Genomic DNA, 17,389 nt, shown 5'->3' on the forward strand with positions numbered 1-17,389 from the left:
GTCAGTAGTCGCCGGCCTCGGCGTGCGCGCGCTCCGCCTTCTCGACGGACCAGTTGGCACCGACCTCTTCCATCATGGCCTCGACCTTCTCGCGGTCGAAGCGCATGAGGGCGTTCTGCGCTGCCAGCATCTCCTCGTACTTGGCGGTGCGCTCGCCCGGCTCGCCCTGGTAGTCGTGGCTCAGGTAGCCGTGGGCCAGGCGGTCCACACGGCGGACGGCGGCCATGAGCTTGCCCTTGGGCGAGACCAGCGACGCCACGACCGTGAGCGTCAGCACGCCGATGATGACGGGCAGTGAGGTGTACGCGTCGAACGTGAACACGTTGACAGGCTCACCGTCGTTGATGAAGAACAGCGCGTTGGTGTGCAGCGCCTCGAGCACCAGCTTGACGCCGATGAAGCCGAGGATGATCGACAGGCCGTACTTCAGGTAGACGAGGCGGTCCAGGAGCCCGTCGATCAGGAAGTACAGCTGACGCAGACCCATCAGCGAGAACGCGGTGGCGGCGAACACGATGTACACGTTGGTGGTGACCGCGTAGATGGCGGGGATGGAGTCGAGCGCGAACAGGATGTCCGTGCCGCCGATGGCCACCATCACGAGCAGCATGGGGGTGAGGACCCGGCGGCCGTTCTCCATGGTGAAGAGCTTGTCGCCGTCGTAGTGGTCCGTGGTGTGGAGGAAGCGCTTGGCGAGGCGGATGATGAAGTTGTCCGCCTCCGAGTCTTCCTTCTCCGGCGCCAGCAGCTTGCCAGCCGTCACGATGAGGATCAGGCCGAAGAGGTAGAAGGTCCAGGTGAAGTTGTCGATCATCGCCTTGCCGGCGAAGATGAAGGCCGAGCGGGCGATCAGCGCGAAGACGATGCCGAACAGCAGCACCTTCTGCTGGTCCGCGCGAGGCACGGCGAAGCTGGAGATGATTACCAGGAAGACGAAGAGGTTGTCAACTGACAACGCCTTTTCCAGCAGATAGCCGGAGAAGTACTCCACGCCCATGGTGGTGCCACCGAAGATCAGCAGGATGACACCGAAGAGGATCGCCACCCCCACGTAGAAGGCCGACCAGATGGTGGCCTCACGCAGGGTGGGTTCGTGCGCCTGCCGCACGTGGAAGAAGAAGTCGAACGCGAGAAGGGCCAGAATGGCGACCAGAGTGATCGCCCAGACCCAGAGGGGCACGTTTGTCGACACGCAAAAGCTCCTGACTGGCGAGAAAGCGGGGTTTCTGCCATCGGTACCCTTCAGGGCCAACGTCGATGACTCATCAAGTCTACCGTCCGGCACCGCCAGCCCGGAAACGCCGGAAGCCACCGCGCGTTCTGCGAGGGCTGTCGTCACCCTTGGGTAGCCTGGGGTGGCGCCGAAGAGGAGGTCCCTGATGCGTCGACTACTGGCCGCGGCACTGACCGCCGTCCTACTCGCCTCGGGCTGCGCCCCGGGCGCCGACGGTGACTCGCCCCAGCCGCAGGAGTCGCCGACGGCCGCAAGCCCAGCCGGTGACCTGCCGGCCGCGGATTCAGCCCTGGCCGAGGTGGCCGCAGCGCTGAGCGCCAAGGATGTCTCCAAGCTCACGATGTCGGCCAGCAACGCCGCGGCGCAGGCCGAGCTTGAGACGATCTTCGCCGGTATGGACGGCATCTACCCCACGTTCGAACCGGGCGAGCTGACGTACCAGGGTGAGGGCGCCGTCGGCACCTTGACGGTGACGTACCCGCTCGGCGTGGACGGCTGGACCTACGTCACGCCCGCCGCGTTCACGCTCCGCGACGACCAGTGGGTGCTCGAGTGGTCGCCGACGTTGGCGCACCCCGAGCTGACGGGGTCCACGAGGTTGCGCTTCACGCAGGAGGAGGCCAAGCGGGGCCCGATCAACGACAACACCGGCCTCGCCCTGGTGGAGGAGCGCGCGCTCTACGAGGTGGGCATCGACAAGGCCGCGCTGGCCGAAGCCGAATGGGCCTCCTCCGCCACCCAACTGGCCACCCTCCTGGGCGCCGACGCGGAGGCCTTCACGGCCAAGGTGCTGGGCGGCGGGCCGCGGGCGTTCGTGATCGCCAAGACGCTGCCCCAGTCGGAGATCCCCGCCGGGGTCGCCGATGTGCCGGGCCGGCACGTGCGGGAGATCCGTGCGGTGCTGGGCCCCAGTTCCACGTTCGCCGCGCCCATCCTGGGCGCGATCGGGGAGCCCACCGCGGAGATGATCGAGGAGTCCGGCGGCAAGCTCACCGTCAACGACCGCGTGGGCATCTCAGGCCTGCAACTGCGCTACGACGAGCAACTCCGCGGCGTGCCGCTGATCCGGGTGGACCTGGTGTCGCGGGCCGCGAAGGAGGGCGAGTCACCGTCGCCCACCCCCATGGAACCCCGCCCGCTGTTCCTCCAGGACGAATCCGTCAGCGAGGGCATCGACCTCAGCATGGACCGCGACCTGCAGGCGAAGGCCGAAGCGGTCCTCAAGGCGCAGCCCGGTCTGGCGTCGCTCGTGGTGATCAACCTGGCAGACGGTGGGCTGCTCGCTGCGGCACAGTCGCCGTCGGGCGGCACCTACCCGCACGCCACGTTCGGCAAGTTCGCTCCCGGTTCCACGTTCAAGGTCGTCTCGTCGCTGGCGATGCTGCGGCACGGGCTGTCGCCGTCGTCGACAGTGCAGTGCCCGCCCACGCTCGCCATCGACACCTACACCTTCGGTAACTACACCGGCTACAGCCACACCGGCGCCATCACGCTCACGGATGCCTTCAAGTACTCGTGCAACACGGCGTTCGTCGCGGGCGCAGACACCGTCACCTCGGACCAGCTGGCCGCTGCCGCCGGTTCGCTGGGCGTGGGCACCGATTACGACGCCGGGTTCACGTCGAACTTCGGCACAGTGGCGCCGAGCAACCGGATCGACCGGGCCGCGTCGATGATCGGTCAGGGCCAGATCACGATGTCGCCGTTGGGCATGGCGGCGGTGGCCGCTTCCGTGGGCGCCGGCCGCACCGTCGTGCCGTGGCTGGTCAAGGGCCACCAGGCGTCGCCGACGGCCGCTCCGCTGGCGGCCGCCGAGGCGCAGAGCCTCCAGGCCATGATGAAGGCGACGGTGGACACCGGCACCGCGCAGTCCCTGAAGGGCAAGATGATCGGCGCCAAGACGGGCACCGCCCAGTGGGGACCGACGGGCAACCAGCAGACGCACGCGTGGATGATCGCCTACAACGACAAGGTGGCGGTGTCGGCGTTCGTGGAGGTCGGCGACAGCGGCGGCACCACCGCGGCGCCCCTGATCACGGCTCTGTTCAGCTGACGAAGGCCGCGTAGTCGGCCTGGAGCACCTCGGCCACCGCTTCGGGGTCCTTCTGGCCGCCGATCAGTTCCTGGAACGCCGCGCCCGCGGTGTCGCCGAAGCTGGGCGTCGCGTAGTCCAGATAGGGCAACAGCGTGCCCCGCTGCGACACGGCCGCAAATTCCACGAAGACGTCGTGCAGCACCCCGGTCTCCGGCGCCAGCTCGCCTGCCCGCAGCACGGGGAGCCCGCCGTTGGCCGCGACCGTCTCCATGGCCCCTTCGTTGGTGATGAAGTCCAGATAGGCGGCCGCGACCTCCGGATGGGCCGCCCTCGACGGGATGGACCACGGGATGCCGGTACCCCCGGTGGTGGCCAGCGCACCGTCGAGGCCCATGGGCGGAGCCATGAAGCGCAGTCCCTCGCCCACGGCATCCTGCAGGTCGGTGGCGAGCCAACTCCCGGCCGGCAGGAAGGCAGCCTTGCCCTCGGCGAAGTGGAGCCAGGCCGAGTCGTAGTCCGTGCCGTTGGGAGAGTCACCCAGGTAGTCCTCCGCACCCCAGGCGGCGAACTTCGTGAGCGCCTCGAGGTTCGCGGCGCTGGTCCAACTGGCCCCCGAGTTGCCCATGCCGAGCTTGATGATGTCGTCCGTGGGCACGTAGGCAGCCTGGAGCGGCCCGAACACATGGAGGGCGGGCCACTTGTCCAGGTTGCCGAGCACCATCGGCTGCAGCCCGTCGCCGCGCGCCGCGTCGAGCAGGGCGAAGTAGCCCTCCCACGTTCCGGGGGCCTCGCCGCCGAGCCTGTCCAGGGTCGCCTGCCGGTAGTACAACCCGACGATCTCCCCCGTCTGCGGCACTCCGTAGAGGTTCCCCTCCCCGAAACTGACCGCATCCGGTGAGTAGCGCATCTTGCCCAGCACCGAGCCGGCGAACCGGTCGTCCCAGCCGTAGGCGGCCGCGAACCCGGAGAGGTCGAGGATCTGACCCGCACGGACGAAGGCCCCCATGTCGGCCCGGGCGTTGTTGACCTGCATCACGTCGGGCACATCGTTGCCGGAGAGCGCGAGTGTGACCTGCTTGCGGAGGTCGTCGAAGGACTGCGACAGTCGCCGGATCGTCACGTTGGGGAACGCGTCCTGGAAGCCCTGGTTCAAGGCCTCCATCGTGGCGTTCTGACCCCCGCGGACCTCCTGGTCCCACACGGTCAACGTGACGTCGCCGAGCGACGCGATGTCAGGGTCCGCGACGGCAACAGGCTGGGAGCTGGCAGTCGGTTCCTGATGGGAGCCGGGCGCGCACGAGATCACGGTGCTGCCTGCGGCAACAGTGAGGAACGTGCGTCGCTTCATGGGTGCCTTCTCAGTGACTGGGCTTCCAAGAATGCCAGCCCGGCGCAGTGCCCATCGGCCGGCGAGGATCTCCTCAGTGAGGGCTGTCCCGATCCATCCGCTTCAGGCCCACCACGCACGCGACGATGCCGGCCAGGAACAGCGCCTTCAGCCAGGACATCTCCTCCTGGCCGGTCAGGGTGGCGTAGGTCACGGTGAGCACCGCCCCGAGGCTGGTCCACACCGCATAGGCCGTCCCCGTAGGGATGTGTTTCATCGCCAACCCGAGGCCGACGGTGGACAGTGCCACCGCCACGAGGAACACGACGGTGGGCCCGAGCCTCGCGAAACCCTCGCTGGCCGACAGCGCGTTGGCCCACACCGCCTCGAGGACGGCGCTGACCAGGAGGACGGGCCAGGCCCAGGACTGCGGCAGCCGCATCACGCCACCACCTTCAGGCCCACGACGCACGTCACGATGCCCACCAGCAGGAGGACCTTCTTGACGTTGGCCGGCTCCGCGCCCGTGGCCATCGCCCAGATCACGGTGAGCGAAGCGCCGGTGGCGGTCCAGACGGCATAGGCCGTGCCCGTCGGCAGCGTGTCGAGCGCCACCCCGAGGCCAATGAGACTGAGGGCGGACGCCACCACGAAGACCATGGTGGGCAGGGGGCGCCGGAGCCCGTTCGAGCGGCCGAGCGCGGTGGCCCAGACGGCCTCCATCACACCGGAGGCGAGCAGGATGACCCAATCCATGAAGACACAACTCCTTCTGCACTGCCCTCACGCGAGGGGGCCAGTCTTGTCTTCACCGGGTACTGATCCGTCGTCCGGGGCGGGTCGCCAGCGCCGAGTCTAAAGGAGTCCAGGGTGCCCACCAAGGTCACCGGCGCTTGATCGGCTAGACTCCGGGAATAGTTGAACCCTAAACATTGTTGGAGTGGGCATGGACCTCGAAACGCTTGAATTCGGCATCGACACATTCGGCGACGTCACGGCGGCCGCCGACGGCACGCTGCTGCCGCACGACCAGGTCGTGCGCAACGTCGTCGATGAGGGGATCCTCGCCGACCAGGTGGGCCTGGACGCCATCGGCATCGGCGAGCACCACCGCGACGACTTCGCCGTGTCCTCGCCGGAGATGGTGCTCGCGGCCATCGCCGCCCGCACCCAGCACATCAAGCTGGCCTCCGCCGTCACGGTCCTCAGCTCCGACGACCCGGTGCGCGTGTTCGAGCGCTTCGCCACCCTGGACGCCATCAGCTCAGGCCGGGCCGAGATCGTGGTGGGGCGCGGTTCCTTCACCGAGTCGTTCCCCCTGTTCGGCTACAACCTGGCCGACTACGAGGAGCTCTTCGAGGAGAAGCTCGCCCTCTTCGCCCAACTCATCCAAGGCGGCAGGCACAGCTGGCAGGGCAAGCTCACCCAGACCCTCAAGGACGTCGAGCTCTTCCCCACCCTTGCCGACGGGCCGCTCAAGACGTGGGTCGCCGTGGGAGGCAGCCCCCAGTCCGTGGTGCGTGCCGCGTCGCACGGCCTGCCGCTCATGCTGGCCATCATCGGCGGTCCCACCGCCCGGTTCGCGCCGTTCGCCGAACTGCACCGTCGGGCCCTCGAGGAACTGGGCAAGGCGCCGCAGCCCGTGGGCTACCACACGTACGGTCACGTGGCGCCGACGGACGAGGAGGCTCTGGAGCAGCTCTACCCCGCGTGGCTCGAGCAGAGCCGCCGCATCGGCGGTGAGCGCGGTTGGGGCCAGATGGGCCGCGAGCACTTCGAGCACGAGGCCGCCCACGGCTCCATGGCGGTGGGTTCTCCGGAGACCGTGGCCCGCAAGATCGCCGACGGCATGAAGGCACTCGACGCCACCCGCTACCAGCTCAAGGTGTCCGCCGGCCGTCTCTCTCACGAGGCGATCCTGCGCTCCATCGAGCTCTACGGCACCGAGGTGGTCCCGCTCGTCAAGGACATGCTCGCCGACGCCTGAGCCGTGAGGATCCCCTCGCCGTACGGTCAGAGGCCGGTGCTAGCGTCGGATCCATGACAGAAACGCCCGCGCGACCAAGCTCGCCCCTGGACCAGATCGCCGACGACTACGTCGAGACCTTGGCCAAGCTCTCCCCCATCGCCGCGACGAACTGGGTCATCCCCGGCCAGGACCATCTCCTCGACGATTTCTCCCCGGCCGGCCTCGACGCCCTCGCCGACGCCACGCGCGCCACGCTGGCGAAGGTGCGGCAGACCGCCCCGCAGGATGAGATCGACGAGGTCACCGCCGCCGCCATGAACGAGCGGCTCGGCCTCGAACTCGAACTCCACGACGCCGGCGAGAGCTACGCCACGCTCAACAACCTCGCCTCGCCGCTGCAGGGCATCCGCGACATCTTCGACCTGATGCCCACGGACACCCTCGAACAGTGGGAGGTCATCGACCAGCGCATGGCCACCGTGCCGACGGCGGTGGACGGCTACATCGAATCGCTCCGTTACGCGGCTGCCCACGCCGACGGCCCGTTCCCTGCGCTCCGCCAGATCGAGCTGGGCGTCAAGCAGGCAGAGGAGCTGGCCGGCGTCGGTTCTTTCTGGACCCGTTTCGCCGAGGGCGCGCAGGTGCCGGACGCTGCCTCCGCCTCGCTGCTCCGCAGCGCTGACGTCGCCCGCGAGGCGTACGGCCGGCTCGCCGGGGCGCTGCGTGAGCTCGCCCCCCACGCCCCGAAGGACGACGCCGTGGGCCGGGAGCGCTACGAGCGGTTCTCGCGCTACTTCCTGGGTGCCCGTGTCGACCTTGACGAAACCTACGAGTGGGGCCGCGAAGAGCTCCACCGCATCGTCGCCGAGCAGGACGACGTCGCCCTCCAGCTCTACGGCGAGGGCACCTCACCGGAGGAGGCCATGGCGCGCCTCGACGACGACGTCAACCGCCAGCTCCACGGCGTGGACGCCCTCCAGCGCTGGATGCAGGAGACCTCGGACCAGGCGGTCGCCGAACTGGCGGACGTCCACTTCGACATCCCCGCCCCGGTGCGCCGGCTCGAGTGCATGATCGCCCCCAGCAACACCGGTGCCATCTACTACACCGCCCCCTCCGACGACTTCTCCCGCCCCGGCCGCATGTGGTGGTCGGTGCCCGAGGGCGTCGAGCGCTTCGGCACCTGGCGCGAGAAGACCACCGTCTACCACGAGGGCGTCCCGGGCCATCACCTCCAGCTGGGCCAGACGATCTACCGCTCCGCGCTCCTCAACCACTGGCGCCGGCTCGCGTGCTGGGTCTCGGGTCACGGCGAGGGCTGGGCCCTCTACGCGGAGCGCCTGATGGCGGACCTCGGCTACCTCGACGACCCCGGAGACCGGATGGGCATGCTCGACGCCCAGCGCATGCGCGCTGCCCGCGTCGTCCTCGACATCGGCGTCCACCTGGGCAAGGAAGCGCCGGAGGAATGGGGCGGCGGCACCTGGAACGAGCCCAAGGCCTGGGAGTTCTTCAAGGCCAACGCCAACATGGCCGAAGAGTTCCTGCGCTTCGAACTGGACCGCTACCTCGGCTGGCCCGGACAGGCGCCGTCCTACAAGGTGGGCCAGCGGCTGTGGGAGCAGGCGCGCGACGAGGCAGCGGCCCGGGAAGGCGACGCGTTCGACGTGAAGTCGTTCCACCGCAGGGCCCTGGACCTCGGCTCCGTGGGCCTCGACACCCTCCGCGAGGCACTCCTGAAGTAGCCGAAACCGTTGCGCCCTGGCCCCGGATGGGCTGGACTAGAGGCCATGACGCGACTCGGCTTCCACGCCTCCCACGAGCAGATCGCCCCCGGCCAGCTCCTGACCGACGTTCAACTCGCAGAACAGGCCGGGTTCCAGATGGCCATGTGCTCAGACCACTTCGTGCCGTGGTCCACGGCGCAGGGCCACTCCGGGTACACCTGGAGTTGGCTGGGCGCGGCGCTCGCCACCACCGGGCTCACGTTCGGCTGCGTCACCGCCCCGGGCCAGCGCTACCACCCGGCCGTCATGGCGCAGAAGATCGGCACGCTGGCCTCCATGTTCCCGGGCCGCTTCTGGACGGCGCTCGCCAGCGGCGAGGCGATGAACGAGAACATCACCGGCGACGTCTGGCCGCGCAAGGAGGTTCGCGAACAACGCCTCGACGCATGCGTCAGCATCATCAGCCGCCTGCTCGACGGTGAGGAGGTCTCCCACGACGGCCTGGTCACCGTGAACTGCGCGCGCATCTGGGACCGGCCTGAGGAACGGCCGCTGCTCATCGGCCCGGCCGTCTCGGCTGAATCGGCCGCACGCATCGCGCAGTGGGCCGACGGCCTCATCACGGTGAACCAGGACCACGACTCCCTCCGCCGGGTCATCGACGCCTACCGGGGCGCCGGCGGGAGGGGCCGACTCGCGCTCCAGCTGCACCTCAGCTGGGCCCCAAGCTTGGAGAGGGCGGAGCACATCGCCCACGAGCAGTGGGCGGGCAACGCGGTGGGCGCACCCCTGACCTGGGACATCGCCACCGTGGAGGGTTTCGACGTGGCGGCGTCCCACATCACCGTCGACGAGGTCCGCCGTGCGGTGCGCATCTCCGACGACCCGGCCCAGCACGTGGCCTGGATTCAGGAGTACGCAGCACTCGGATTCGACGACATCTACCTCCACTTCGTGGGCCAGCACCAGCAGCCTTTCATCGAGGAGTTCGGCTCACGGGTCTTGCCAGAGTTCGCCTGACCTGGCTTCGATGGACCCATGAGGATTACCGATACGAGCGACCTGTGGTGGAAGAGCGCCATCATCTACTGCCTGGACATCGAGACCTATCTGGACAGCGACGGTGACGGCGTGGGCGACCTCGCCGGGCTCTCCCAGCGCATCGACTACCTCGCCCAACTCGGGGTCAACACCCTGTGGCTGATGCCGTTCTACCCCAGCCCGGACCGCGACGACGGCTACGACATCAAGGACTTCTACGGCGTCGACCCACGCCTGGGCAATCACGGCGAGCTGCTGGAGGTCATCCGCACCGCCCACAGCCGCGGCATCCGGGTCATCGCAGACCTCATCATCAACCACACCTCGGACCAGCACCCCTGGTTCGTCGCGTCGCGTCGGAGCACCACCAACAAGTTCCGCGACTACTACATCTGGCGCGACGACGACCCGGGCGACACGTCGGCCGAAGTCGTGTTTCCCGGCGAGGAGGACGGCATCTGGACGAAGGACGAGCGCACCGGCACCTGGTACCTCCACCACTTCTACAGCCACCAGCCGGACCTCAACGTGGCCAACCCGAAGGTGATGGACGAGCTCCTGCGCACCGTTGGCTTCTGGCTGGAACTGGGGATCGACGGCTTCCGCGTCGACGCCGTGCCCTTCCTGCTGCAGAACTCCGAGACCACGACGACGCCCACCCAGTACACGGACCCGCACGACGTGATCCGCGGCATCCGCGACTTCCTGGGCCGCCGCAAGGGCGACGCCATGCTGCTCGGCGAGGTCAACGTGCCGCACGAGGAGCAGCTGAAGTACTTCGGTGAGGACCGCGGCGACGAGCTCCACATGATGTTCGACTTCATCGCCATGCAGGCCTGCTACCTGTCCTTCGCCCGCGAGGACCCGGCGCCGCTCATCAAGGCGCTGTTGGACCGCCCCGAGATCCACCCCACCTGCCAGTGGGCCACGTTCCTGCGCAACCACGACGAACTCACCCTCGACAAGCTGACTGACCAAGAGCGCCAGGAGGTCTTCGAGGCCTTCGGCCCCGAGGAGGAGATGCAGGTCTACAACCGCGGCCTCAAGCGCCGGCTCCCACCCATGTTCGCCGGAGACCCCCGCCGCGTCCGGATGGCCTACTCGCTGATGTTCTCGCTGCCCGGCTCCCCCACGCTGTACTACGGCGAGGAGATCGGCATGGGCGAGGACCTCTCGGCCGAGGGGCGCATGTCCGTGCGCACGCCCATGCAGTGGGACAGCGGCCGCAACGGAGGTTTCTCCAGCGCTCCCCCCGGCAAGCTCATCCAGCGGCCCGTGGCGGACGGCTTCGGCCCCGACCACGTCAACGTCGCAGACCAGGAGCACGATCCCAGCTCGCTGTGGTCCTTCATCCGCACCCTGATCGGCGTGTGTCGACGGCGGCCCGAGATGGGCTGGGGCGACTTCAGCGTGCTGGAGCACAATACCCCCTCCGTGCTTGCGCACCGCCTGCAGTTGGACGACTCCTCCGTCGTGGCTCTCCACAACTTCTCCTCCGACGGCACCGTCGTCTCCCTCACGGACGTGTTCGGGGACGACGACGTGGTGGAGGACCTGCTGGACGGCGAGGCCGTGATCCACCACGAGGGCGGCGCGTTGGAGGTGGCGCTCGACGGCTACGGTTACCGGTGGTTCCGCGTGGCGCGACGGGCCACCTGAGGCACGTCAGGGTCGGCCGCCACTTCCGGCGGATGGCGGGGGCTTGGCGCCGGATCTACGCTGGCTGCCATGACATCCCGCCGCGCGCTGCTCCTCGGCGCCGCGGTGCTGCCCTTGGCCGCGTGCGGGCGATTCGACCCCGGCTTCGACGTGCCCCTGGACGGGCCGGTGGCCTGCCGCACGCCTGAGTCGCTGACCGCCTTCGACACGCTCGGCGGAGCGCCCCTGCGCTACGAGATCACCGGCACCCCACAGAGCTTCAACGCGGACCCGCGCTTCGTCGAGCAGTTGCAGGGCTGGGCCGACGACTGGGTGGCGGTCAGCGGGCTGGGCGCGCTGGCGGCAGTGTCCACCTACGGCGCCCACGTCGACAAGTGCGGGTCCTGGCACGCCGCGGGCCGGGCGTTCGACTTCGGCGTCCTCACCCATGAGGACGGCACCGAGGTCTCCTGCCGCTACGACCTCTACGGGGAGGACCCCACGCGGCTCGCCCTGTACTGGCGGTTGGCGGCGTCGTTGGCGAAGCACTTCAACTACACGCTCACCTACCGCTACAACGAGCAGCACCACAATCACATCCACGTCGACAACGGCGTCAGCGGCTACGAACCGTTCGGCTTCAACGAGGGCTCACGCACGCACGTGACGCTCGTGCAGGGCGTGCTGCGCTGGGTCTTCGGGCGCGACGTACCGGCCCACGGCGACTTCGACGCCACCACCCGCGACGCCGCCCGCGCCCTGCAGCAGGAGTTCGGCATCACGCAACGCCTCAGCACGACGGAGGGCTGGGCAGCGTTCCTCGACGCCGCGGCTAGGGGGTGAGCGTCACCGCCCAGGCCCGCACGGCGGCGGGGTCGAAGTGGTCCTGCTCGCCGTGCTTCATCGACTTCATCAACAGGCGGCGGAAGAAGCCCACCTTCCCGGGGACGTAACGCCCCGCGAAAGACTCGCTGGCCTCCGCACCCGTCAGTTCCACCATCGGCGCGTTGTACGCAAGGGACTGGTCACGCGCGGCCGGGTCCTGGGCGCTGAGGCAGGTGTTGAACACCGCCACCCTGGTGCCTTTCAGGGCCTCGGCATGGGAGGCGGCCCACGTCGTTGCCTCGGAGTACCAGTTGTTGGCGTTGATGCCACTGCCGAAGATCACGAGACCGGCCCCGTCGACGGCGGGCTTGTCCTTGAGGTCGGCCACGCGCACGTCGTGGCCGCCCTCACGAAGGACATCTGCGACGGTGAGTGCGACGTCGCGGGCGGAGGCGGTGCGGGTGGCGTACCCGACGAGAACCGAAGTCATGAACCATAAGATAGTGACGCGGTTGTGCCCGCCGACTCCGGGGTCGCCCCTAACGGGCCCGGGTTCAGTCGAAGATGGGCCCGACGGTGCGGGTGCGCTTCAGTTCGAAGAACCCGGGGTAGGCGGTGACCTTCACGAAACCGTCGAACAGGTCGCCCGCCTCCTCGCCCTTCGGCGCGGGCGAGATGACCGGTCCGAACAGGCTCATGCCGTTGACGCGTAGCACCGGGGTGCCCACCTCGTCGCCCACCGGGTCCATGCCCTCGTGGTGCGAACGGCGCAGGTCGTCGTCGATGTCGCCGGTCTGGGCGATGTCGACGATGTCGGCGTCAGCCCCGACGGCGGCGAGCGCCGCACTGACGGTTTCCGGGGAGCGCTCCTCATCGTTGAGGTGGAACCGGGTGCCGATCTCCGTGTAGAACTCGAGCAGCTTCTCAGAACCGTGGCGCTGTTCGACGAGCAGCGCCGCGCGAGCCGACACCCAGGCCTTGCCCATGAGCTCCTGGTAGCCGGATGGCAGGTCGCGACCGTCGTTGAGGACGGAGAGGCTCATGACGTGGAAGGTGGTCTTCACGTCACGGACCTTCTCCACCTCCAGCATCCAGCGGGAGGTCATCCAGGCCCAGGGGCAAACGGGGTCGAACCAGAAATCAACGTGTGTCGTCATGGCTCCATCTCACCACACCGGCGGATTGACGGAAGCGACGTTCGCCGTCGGCGTCAGGCTCAGCTGGCCAGCGCGTCAGCCGCCTCGGCGTCCGCCTTGGACGCCCACTCCTCGGCGAGCTGTTCCTGGCTCTTGGACGAGCGGACCCACTTGTCGACGATCGCGGCGATGGCGCCGTCGCCCGTGACGTTGGTGGCGGTGCCGAAGGAGTCGATGGCGATGTAGGTGGCGATCATGAGGCCCACCTGCGCGTCTGTGAAGCCCAGCATCGACGACAGCAGGCCGACAGCCGTCATGATCGCGCCACCCGGCACGCCGGGTGCTGCCACCATCATGACGCCGAGCATGAAGATGAACGCGATCATCAGACCGGGCTGGATGGCGCTGCCGGACAGCATCATGACGGCGATCGAGAAGCAGGTGATCTTGATCATGGAGCCGGCCAGATGGATGGTGGCGCACAGCGGCACGGCGAAGGCCGCCACCGGCTGGGACACGCCGTTCTTCAGCGTGGAGCGCAGCGTCACCGGGATGGTGGCGGCCGACGAGGAGGTGCCCAGGGCGGTCGCGTAGGCGGGCAGCATGTTGAGCAGCATCCGGAAGGGGTTGCGGCCGACGACGGCGCCGGCCACCAGGAACTGCAGCACGAGCATGATCCAGGTGAGGATGAACACGAACACCACGACGCCGAGGAACGTGACGATGACGGTGGCCACCTGGCCGCCCTGGGTCATGTTGAGGAAGATGCCGAAGATGTAGATTGGCAGCAGCGGGATGATGATCTTGGCGATCACCCAGTTGACCAGGTCACGCAGTTCGCGGAAACCGCGCAGCAGTGCGCCGCCCTCCACGACGGTGAGCGCGATGCCCACCACGAAGGCGAGCACGACGGCCGTGGTCACGCCGAAGAGCGGCGGGATGGGCAGCTCGAAGAAGGGTGCCAGCAGTGACTCCTCCGGGTTGGTGAGGGACTGCGCGCCGTCGGCCGGCAGCACCCTGGGCAGCACCAGCATGGAGGCGCCGTAGCCCATGAAACCAGCCAGCAGGGTGGAGAGGTACGCCAGGCCGGCCGTGATAGCCAGCCACTTACCGGCGCCGCGGCCGAGGTCGGCGATGGCGGGGGCGATGAGGCCGAGAATGACCAGCGGGATGGCGAATCCGAGGAACTGTCCGAACAGTCCGTTGAACGTCACGAAGATGCGCGTCACCCAGTCAGGCAACACGGTGCCCAGCAGCACGCCCAGCACGATGGCGGCGACGATCTGGGGCAGCAGCCCGAAGGAGAACTTCCTGGGCCTGGTTGTCTCAGCACTCATAGGAGAAAAATAGACGACCCCCTGGGAGATATCCGCATCGGGCCGGCTTGGTGAGAAAGGGCGGGCGCGATTTTACTCCCACCCCACCCCTGAATTCACACCTTTAGGGGCCTGTCAGTGGAAGCCCCAGCGAACTAGCGTCGTTGTACGGCTCTTCAGCCGCGCACCACTACGAGAGGAGTCCCACCTATGTCCTCCCACGATTTCGAGCCTCGCCCCACCGAGCCCCAGGTCCCGGTTGACTCCGGGTACCGCGGGTTCGACGCCGACGCCACAACGCCAGGACGTACCGAACAGGCCGCAGATTCGTTGAAGGGCCCTGCCCGCGACGTCAAGGACACGGCCGCGGAGGCCGGGCGCGACGTCCTCGACACCGCCAAGTTCGAAGCAGGGCAGGTCGCCCAGGAGGCCAAGTTCCAGGGCAGACGTCTCCTTGATGAGGGTGTCGGCGAACTCCGGTCCCAGGCGAACACGCTCCAAGCCAAGCTGGCGGACACGGTCGACGCGCTCACTGAGGAACTCGGTGTGATGTCGGCGAACACCCAAACCGACGGCCCGCTCACCCATTTCGCGGGTGACGCGCACGACTGGGGTCGCCGTGCGTCCTCGTGGCTCCGGGACAACGACCCCGACCAGGTCATGACCAGCGTGCGCCGCTACGCGTCGCGCAACCCGTGGACGTTCCTGGCCATCGCGGCCGGCGCCGGCCTCGTCGTCGGACGCCTTTCCCGCGGACTCAAGGACGCGGCTTCGGATGACGACGTGCCCCGGCTCGCCAGCGACACCAGCGGCTACTATCCGCGCAGTGACGCCCAGGGCTATGCCCTGACCACTCCGGCCGAGACGCCCCTGACGTCCGATTACGGCCGCGAAGTGCCCCCAACCCTGTCCACCGGGCCGGGGGCGCAGCCCAACCCGTGGCAGGGGAACCTATGAGTCACACCCCCGAACAGGCGCAGCGCGTGCACCATGCGGACGACATCGCTCCGCAGCCTGGTGACCACGCGCCCGCGACAGCCTTTGACGAGGCCGGCCAGTACCGCCGAGACGCGGACCCGCGGTCGTTGGGCGAGATCGCCAGCGACGCGCTGGACAACGCCTCGACCCTGATCCGTCAGGAAGTGGAACTGGCCAAGGTCGAACTCAAGCAGTCGGCGACCCGCGCCGGGAAGGGCGCAGGCTTCTTCTCGGGTGCCGCCGTCACCGGCTACCTCGGTCTGTTGTTCCTGTCGCTGGCCGCGTGGTGGGGCATCGCCATCCTCATCGGCAGCTACGCGGAGCCGGCACTGGGTTGGTCCGGCCTGATCGTGGGCGTGATCTATCTCGTGATCGCCCTCATCCTGGCCATGACCGGCAAGTCCGAGTTCACCAAGATGAAGGGTCTGCCGAAGACCACTGAGACCGTCAGCAAGATTCCCGCCGCCGCAACCGGCCATGAGGAGAAGAACCGATGACAGACAACCCCGAAGAGATCCGTCGCGACATCGAGCGGACCCGCACCGACCTCAGCAACAACGTGAACGCACTGGCGGACTCCGCCAACCCGGCACGGGTGGCGCAGCGCCAGATGGACAAGGTCAAGGGCAGCGCCCGCGGCCTCAAGGAGCGCGTGTTCGGCTCTCCCTACGACCCGTACGACGAGGGCATGATGGGCGACGCCAAGGACCGCGTGGGTGACGCCCGCGACACGATGGCCCACGCCGTCGACGACGCCACGCACAAGGTGCAGGAGGCCCCGCACAAGGTGCGGCGCTCCACGCAGGGCAACCCCATCTCCGCAGGCTTGATCGCCTTCGGCCTGGGCGCGCTCATCGGCGGCCTGGTCCCCTCCACCCGCAAGGAGCAGGAGCTGGCCAGCCAGGCCAAGGACAAGGCCCAGCCGCTCATGGACGAGGCGAAGGTCATGGCGCAGGACGCCATGGACAACCTGAAGCCGTCCGCGCAGTTGGCCGCCGACTCCGTGAAGGAGGCGGCACAGGAGGGCACCGGCCACGTGAAGGACGATGCCCAACACGCCGTCGATGAGGTGAAGGGTCAGACGCAGCGCTCTGTGGAGGACGTGCGTTCTGACGACCGCAACCCTCTGTGACGTCTACCGACGCCACGCTGAGCCATGGTGGCCGACCCGCACGTTGCGGGTCGGCCACTATCGTTGAACCATGACTCCTCGCGATGTCGGCGGCTGGTTCCGCACCGCGGTTGACGGCCCCGTCGTGCTCCCTGACACGGGCGCGTGGGGCCCGGGCACGGGGAGTTTCGGGCGCCAGTCGCACGACGACGACCTGCGGGCCGCCGTGGACCTGTTCCGCGGGCGTCCCACCATGGTGCTGACGGGGGCCGGCATGTCCACCGCTTCCGGGTTGCCGGACTACCGCGGCCGCGACGCCGTCCCCCGCTCCCCCATGATGTTCCAGGAGTTCGTGGGCTCAGACCTCAGCAGGCGTCGCTACTGGGCGCGCTCCACTGTGGGCTGGCATTCGTTCGCCTCCGCTGAGCCCAACGACGCGCACCACCAACTCGCCCGGATGGGCCGGCTCACCCCGCTCACCGGAGTGGTGACGCAGAACGTCGACGGCCTGCACCAGAAGGCCGGCTCGCACCCCGTGCTCGACCTGCACGGCACCCTGGCGCAGGTCCTGTGCCTCGAGTGCGGGCTGCAGCTCGACCGTCACGAACTGCAGCTGCGGTTCCTCCAGCTCAACCCCACGTTCGCCGCCCAGCTCGAGCAACTCGCCTCCAACGCGGCGGCCGCCCCGGACGGCGACGCCGAGGTGGACCGCACCCAGGACTTCGTCTATCCCGGTTGCCCCACCTGCGGCGGCATGCTGAAGCCGGACGTCGTCTTCTTCGGCGAGAACGCCCACCGCGACACCGTGGCCGCCGCCAACGCGCTGCTCGACGAGTCCGACGTGTTGATCGTCCTGGGCTCCAGCCTCACCGTGATGAGCGGCCTGCGGTTCGCCCGCCGGGCCGCCCGCGAGGGCAAGGAGGTCATCATCGCCAACGACGGCAGCACCCGCGGCGACGACGTCGCCACCCTCCGGATCCACGGCCGCCTCGAGCCCACCCTGCAGCGCTGGATCTCGCTGCTGACACACTGATCCGCCTAGAATGCGGTGT

Annotated in this window: 17 protein-coding genes and 1 riboswitch; of the genes, 10 read left to right on the forward strand and 7 right to left on the reverse strand. The window is 68.5% G+C overall.

All coding sequences use genetic code 11. From position 1 onward, the window contains the following. Position 1: 1 nt before the first annotated feature. Positions 2 to 1,192 carry a TerC family protein gene (locus tag H5393_RS12035; protein WP_245244050.1) on the reverse strand — a complete coding sequence of 397 codons (1,191 nt, stop codon included), beginning with the start codon at positions 1,190 to 1,192 and terminating at the stop codon, positions 2 to 4. Positions 1,193 to 1,379: 187 nt separating this feature from the next. Between H5393_RS12035 and H5393_RS12040 the strand changes: the two genes are divergently transcribed. Next, positions 1,380 to 3,287: a penicillin-binding transpeptidase domain-containing protein gene (locus tag H5393_RS12040; protein ID WP_255436500.1), complete on the forward strand. Its 1,908-nt coding sequence runs from the start codon at positions 1,380 to 1,382 to the stop codon at positions 3,285 to 3,287. Here H5393_RS12040 and H5393_RS12045 read toward each other — a convergent pair. The 3 genes from H5393_RS12045 to H5393_RS12055 form a co-directional block, all read right to left on the reverse strand. Beyond that, on the reverse strand, positions 3,280 to 4,617 hold the full coding sequence (locus H5393_RS12045) for an ABC transporter substrate-binding protein (protein ID WP_182766863.1): 1,338 nt from the start codon (positions 4,615 to 4,617) through the stop codon (positions 3,280 to 3,282). The genes H5393_RS12040 and H5393_RS12045 overlap by 8 nt on opposite strands. Positions 4,618 to 4,690: 73 nt before the next feature. Further along, positions 4,691 to 5,038, reverse strand: a complete 348-nt coding sequence (locus H5393_RS12050; RefSeq protein WP_182763047.1) for a multidrug efflux SMR transporter — start codon at positions 5,036 to 5,038, stop codon at positions 4,691 to 4,693. Continuing rightward, positions 5,038 to 5,352 carry a multidrug efflux SMR transporter gene (locus H5393_RS12055; protein WP_182766864.1) on the reverse strand — a complete coding sequence of 105 codons (315 nt, stop codon included), beginning with the start codon at positions 5,350 to 5,352 and terminating at the stop codon, positions 5,038 to 5,040. The genes H5393_RS12050 and H5393_RS12055 overlap by 1 nt, the downstream gene beginning before the upstream one ends. Before the next feature lie 35 nt (positions 5,353 to 5,387). Beyond that, a riboswitch (guanidine-III (ykkC-III) riboswitch) is annotated at positions 5,388 to 5,446 on the reverse strand. Between the two features lie 96 nt (positions 5,447 to 5,542). Here H5393_RS12055 and H5393_RS12060 point away from each other — a divergent pair. From H5393_RS12060 to H5393_RS12080, 5 genes are all read left to right on the forward strand, one after another. Further along, positions 5,543 to 6,583 carry an LLM class flavin-dependent oxidoreductase gene (locus tag H5393_RS12060; protein ID WP_182763049.1) on the forward strand — a complete coding sequence of 347 codons (1,041 nt, stop codon included), beginning with the start codon at positions 5,543 to 5,545 and terminating at the stop codon, positions 6,581 to 6,583. A gap of 53 nt (positions 6,584 to 6,636) precedes the next feature. Beyond that, the gene (locus H5393_RS12065) at positions 6,637 to 8,310 is read left to right on the forward strand and encodes a DUF885 domain-containing protein (RefSeq protein WP_182766865.1); all 1,674 of its coding nucleotides are present in this window, start codon (positions 6,637 to 6,639) and stop codon (positions 8,308 to 8,310) included. 45 nt (positions 8,311 to 8,355) lie between these two features. Then, positions 8,356 to 9,312 (forward strand): TIGR03885 family FMN-dependent LLM class oxidoreductase, encoded by a 957-nt coding sequence (locus tag H5393_RS12070; protein ID WP_182763051.1) that lies wholly within the window; start codon positions 8,356 to 8,358, stop codon positions 9,310 to 9,312. 18 nt (positions 9,313 to 9,330) lie between these two features. Next, positions 9,331 to 10,992 carry an alpha-amylase family protein gene (locus H5393_RS12075; protein ID WP_182766866.1) on the forward strand — a complete coding sequence of 554 codons (1,662 nt, stop codon included), beginning with the start codon at positions 9,331 to 9,333 and terminating at the stop codon, positions 10,990 to 10,992. A 69-nt stretch (positions 10,993 to 11,061) separates the two neighbouring features. Then, on the forward strand, positions 11,062 to 11,814 hold the full coding sequence (locus H5393_RS12080; RefSeq protein WP_182763053.1) for an extensin family protein: 753 nt from the start codon (positions 11,062 to 11,064) through the stop codon (positions 11,812 to 11,814). On the opposite strand, the gene H5393_RS12085 is transcribed toward H5393_RS12080, so the two are convergent. The 3 genes from H5393_RS12085 to H5393_RS12095 all read right to left on the reverse strand — a co-directional run bounded on the left by H5393_RS12085 (position 11,804) and on the right by H5393_RS12095 (position 14,269). Then, the gene (locus tag H5393_RS12085) at positions 11,804 to 12,286 is read right to left on the reverse strand and encodes a flavodoxin domain-containing protein (protein ID WP_076062142.1); all 483 of its coding nucleotides are present in this window, start codon (positions 12,284 to 12,286) and stop codon (positions 11,804 to 11,806) included. The genes H5393_RS12080 and H5393_RS12085 overlap by 11 nt on opposite strands. A 64-nt stretch (positions 12,287 to 12,350) precedes the next feature. After that, a complete protein-coding gene (locus tag H5393_RS12090; protein WP_182766867.1) occupies positions 12,351 to 12,953 on the reverse strand; it encodes a DsbA family protein in 603 nt (200 codons plus the stop codon). Positions 12,954 to 13,012: 59 nt separating this feature from the next. Further along, positions 13,013 to 14,269, reverse strand: a complete 1,257-nt coding sequence (locus H5393_RS12095; RefSeq protein ID WP_182766868.1) for a dicarboxylate/amino acid:cation symporter — start codon at positions 14,267 to 14,269, stop codon at positions 13,013 to 13,015. A 189-nt stretch (positions 14,270 to 14,458) separates the two neighbouring features. On the opposite strand from H5393_RS12095, the gene H5393_RS12100 reads away from it, so the two are divergent. The 4 genes from H5393_RS12100 (at position 14,459) to H5393_RS12115 (ending at position 17,370) form a co-directional block, all read left to right on the forward strand. Beyond that, the gene (locus tag H5393_RS12100; RefSeq protein ID WP_182766869.1) at positions 14,459 to 15,205 is read left to right on the forward strand and encodes a DUF883 C-terminal domain-containing protein; all 747 of its coding nucleotides are present in this window, start codon (positions 14,459 to 14,461) and stop codon (positions 15,203 to 15,205) included. Beyond that, positions 15,202 to 15,723, forward strand: coding sequence for a phage holin family protein (locus tag H5393_RS12105; RefSeq protein WP_182763057.1), 522 nt, complete (start codon positions 15,202 to 15,204; stop codon positions 15,721 to 15,723). Before H5393_RS12100 ends, H5393_RS12105 begins: the two co-directional genes overlap by 4 nt. Beyond that, complete coding sequence (locus tag H5393_RS12110) at positions 15,720 to 16,358, forward strand: DUF3618 domain-containing protein (RefSeq protein WP_182766870.1); 639 nt, start codon at positions 15,720 to 15,722, stop codon at positions 16,356 to 16,358. The genes H5393_RS12105 and H5393_RS12110 overlap by 4 nt, the downstream gene beginning before the upstream one ends. 70 nt (positions 16,359 to 16,428) lie before the next feature. After that, positions 16,429 to 17,370 (forward strand): Sir2 family NAD-dependent protein deacetylase, encoded by a 942-nt coding sequence (locus H5393_RS12115; RefSeq protein ID WP_182766871.1) that lies wholly within the window; start codon positions 16,429 to 16,431, stop codon positions 17,368 to 17,370. Positions 17,371 to 17,389: the final 19 nt, after the last annotated feature.

Source organism: Tessaracoccus sp. MC1756 (assembly GCF_014164735.1).
Classification (GTDB): domain Bacteria; phylum Actinomycetota; class Actinomycetes; order Propionibacteriales; family Propionibacteriaceae; genus Arachnia.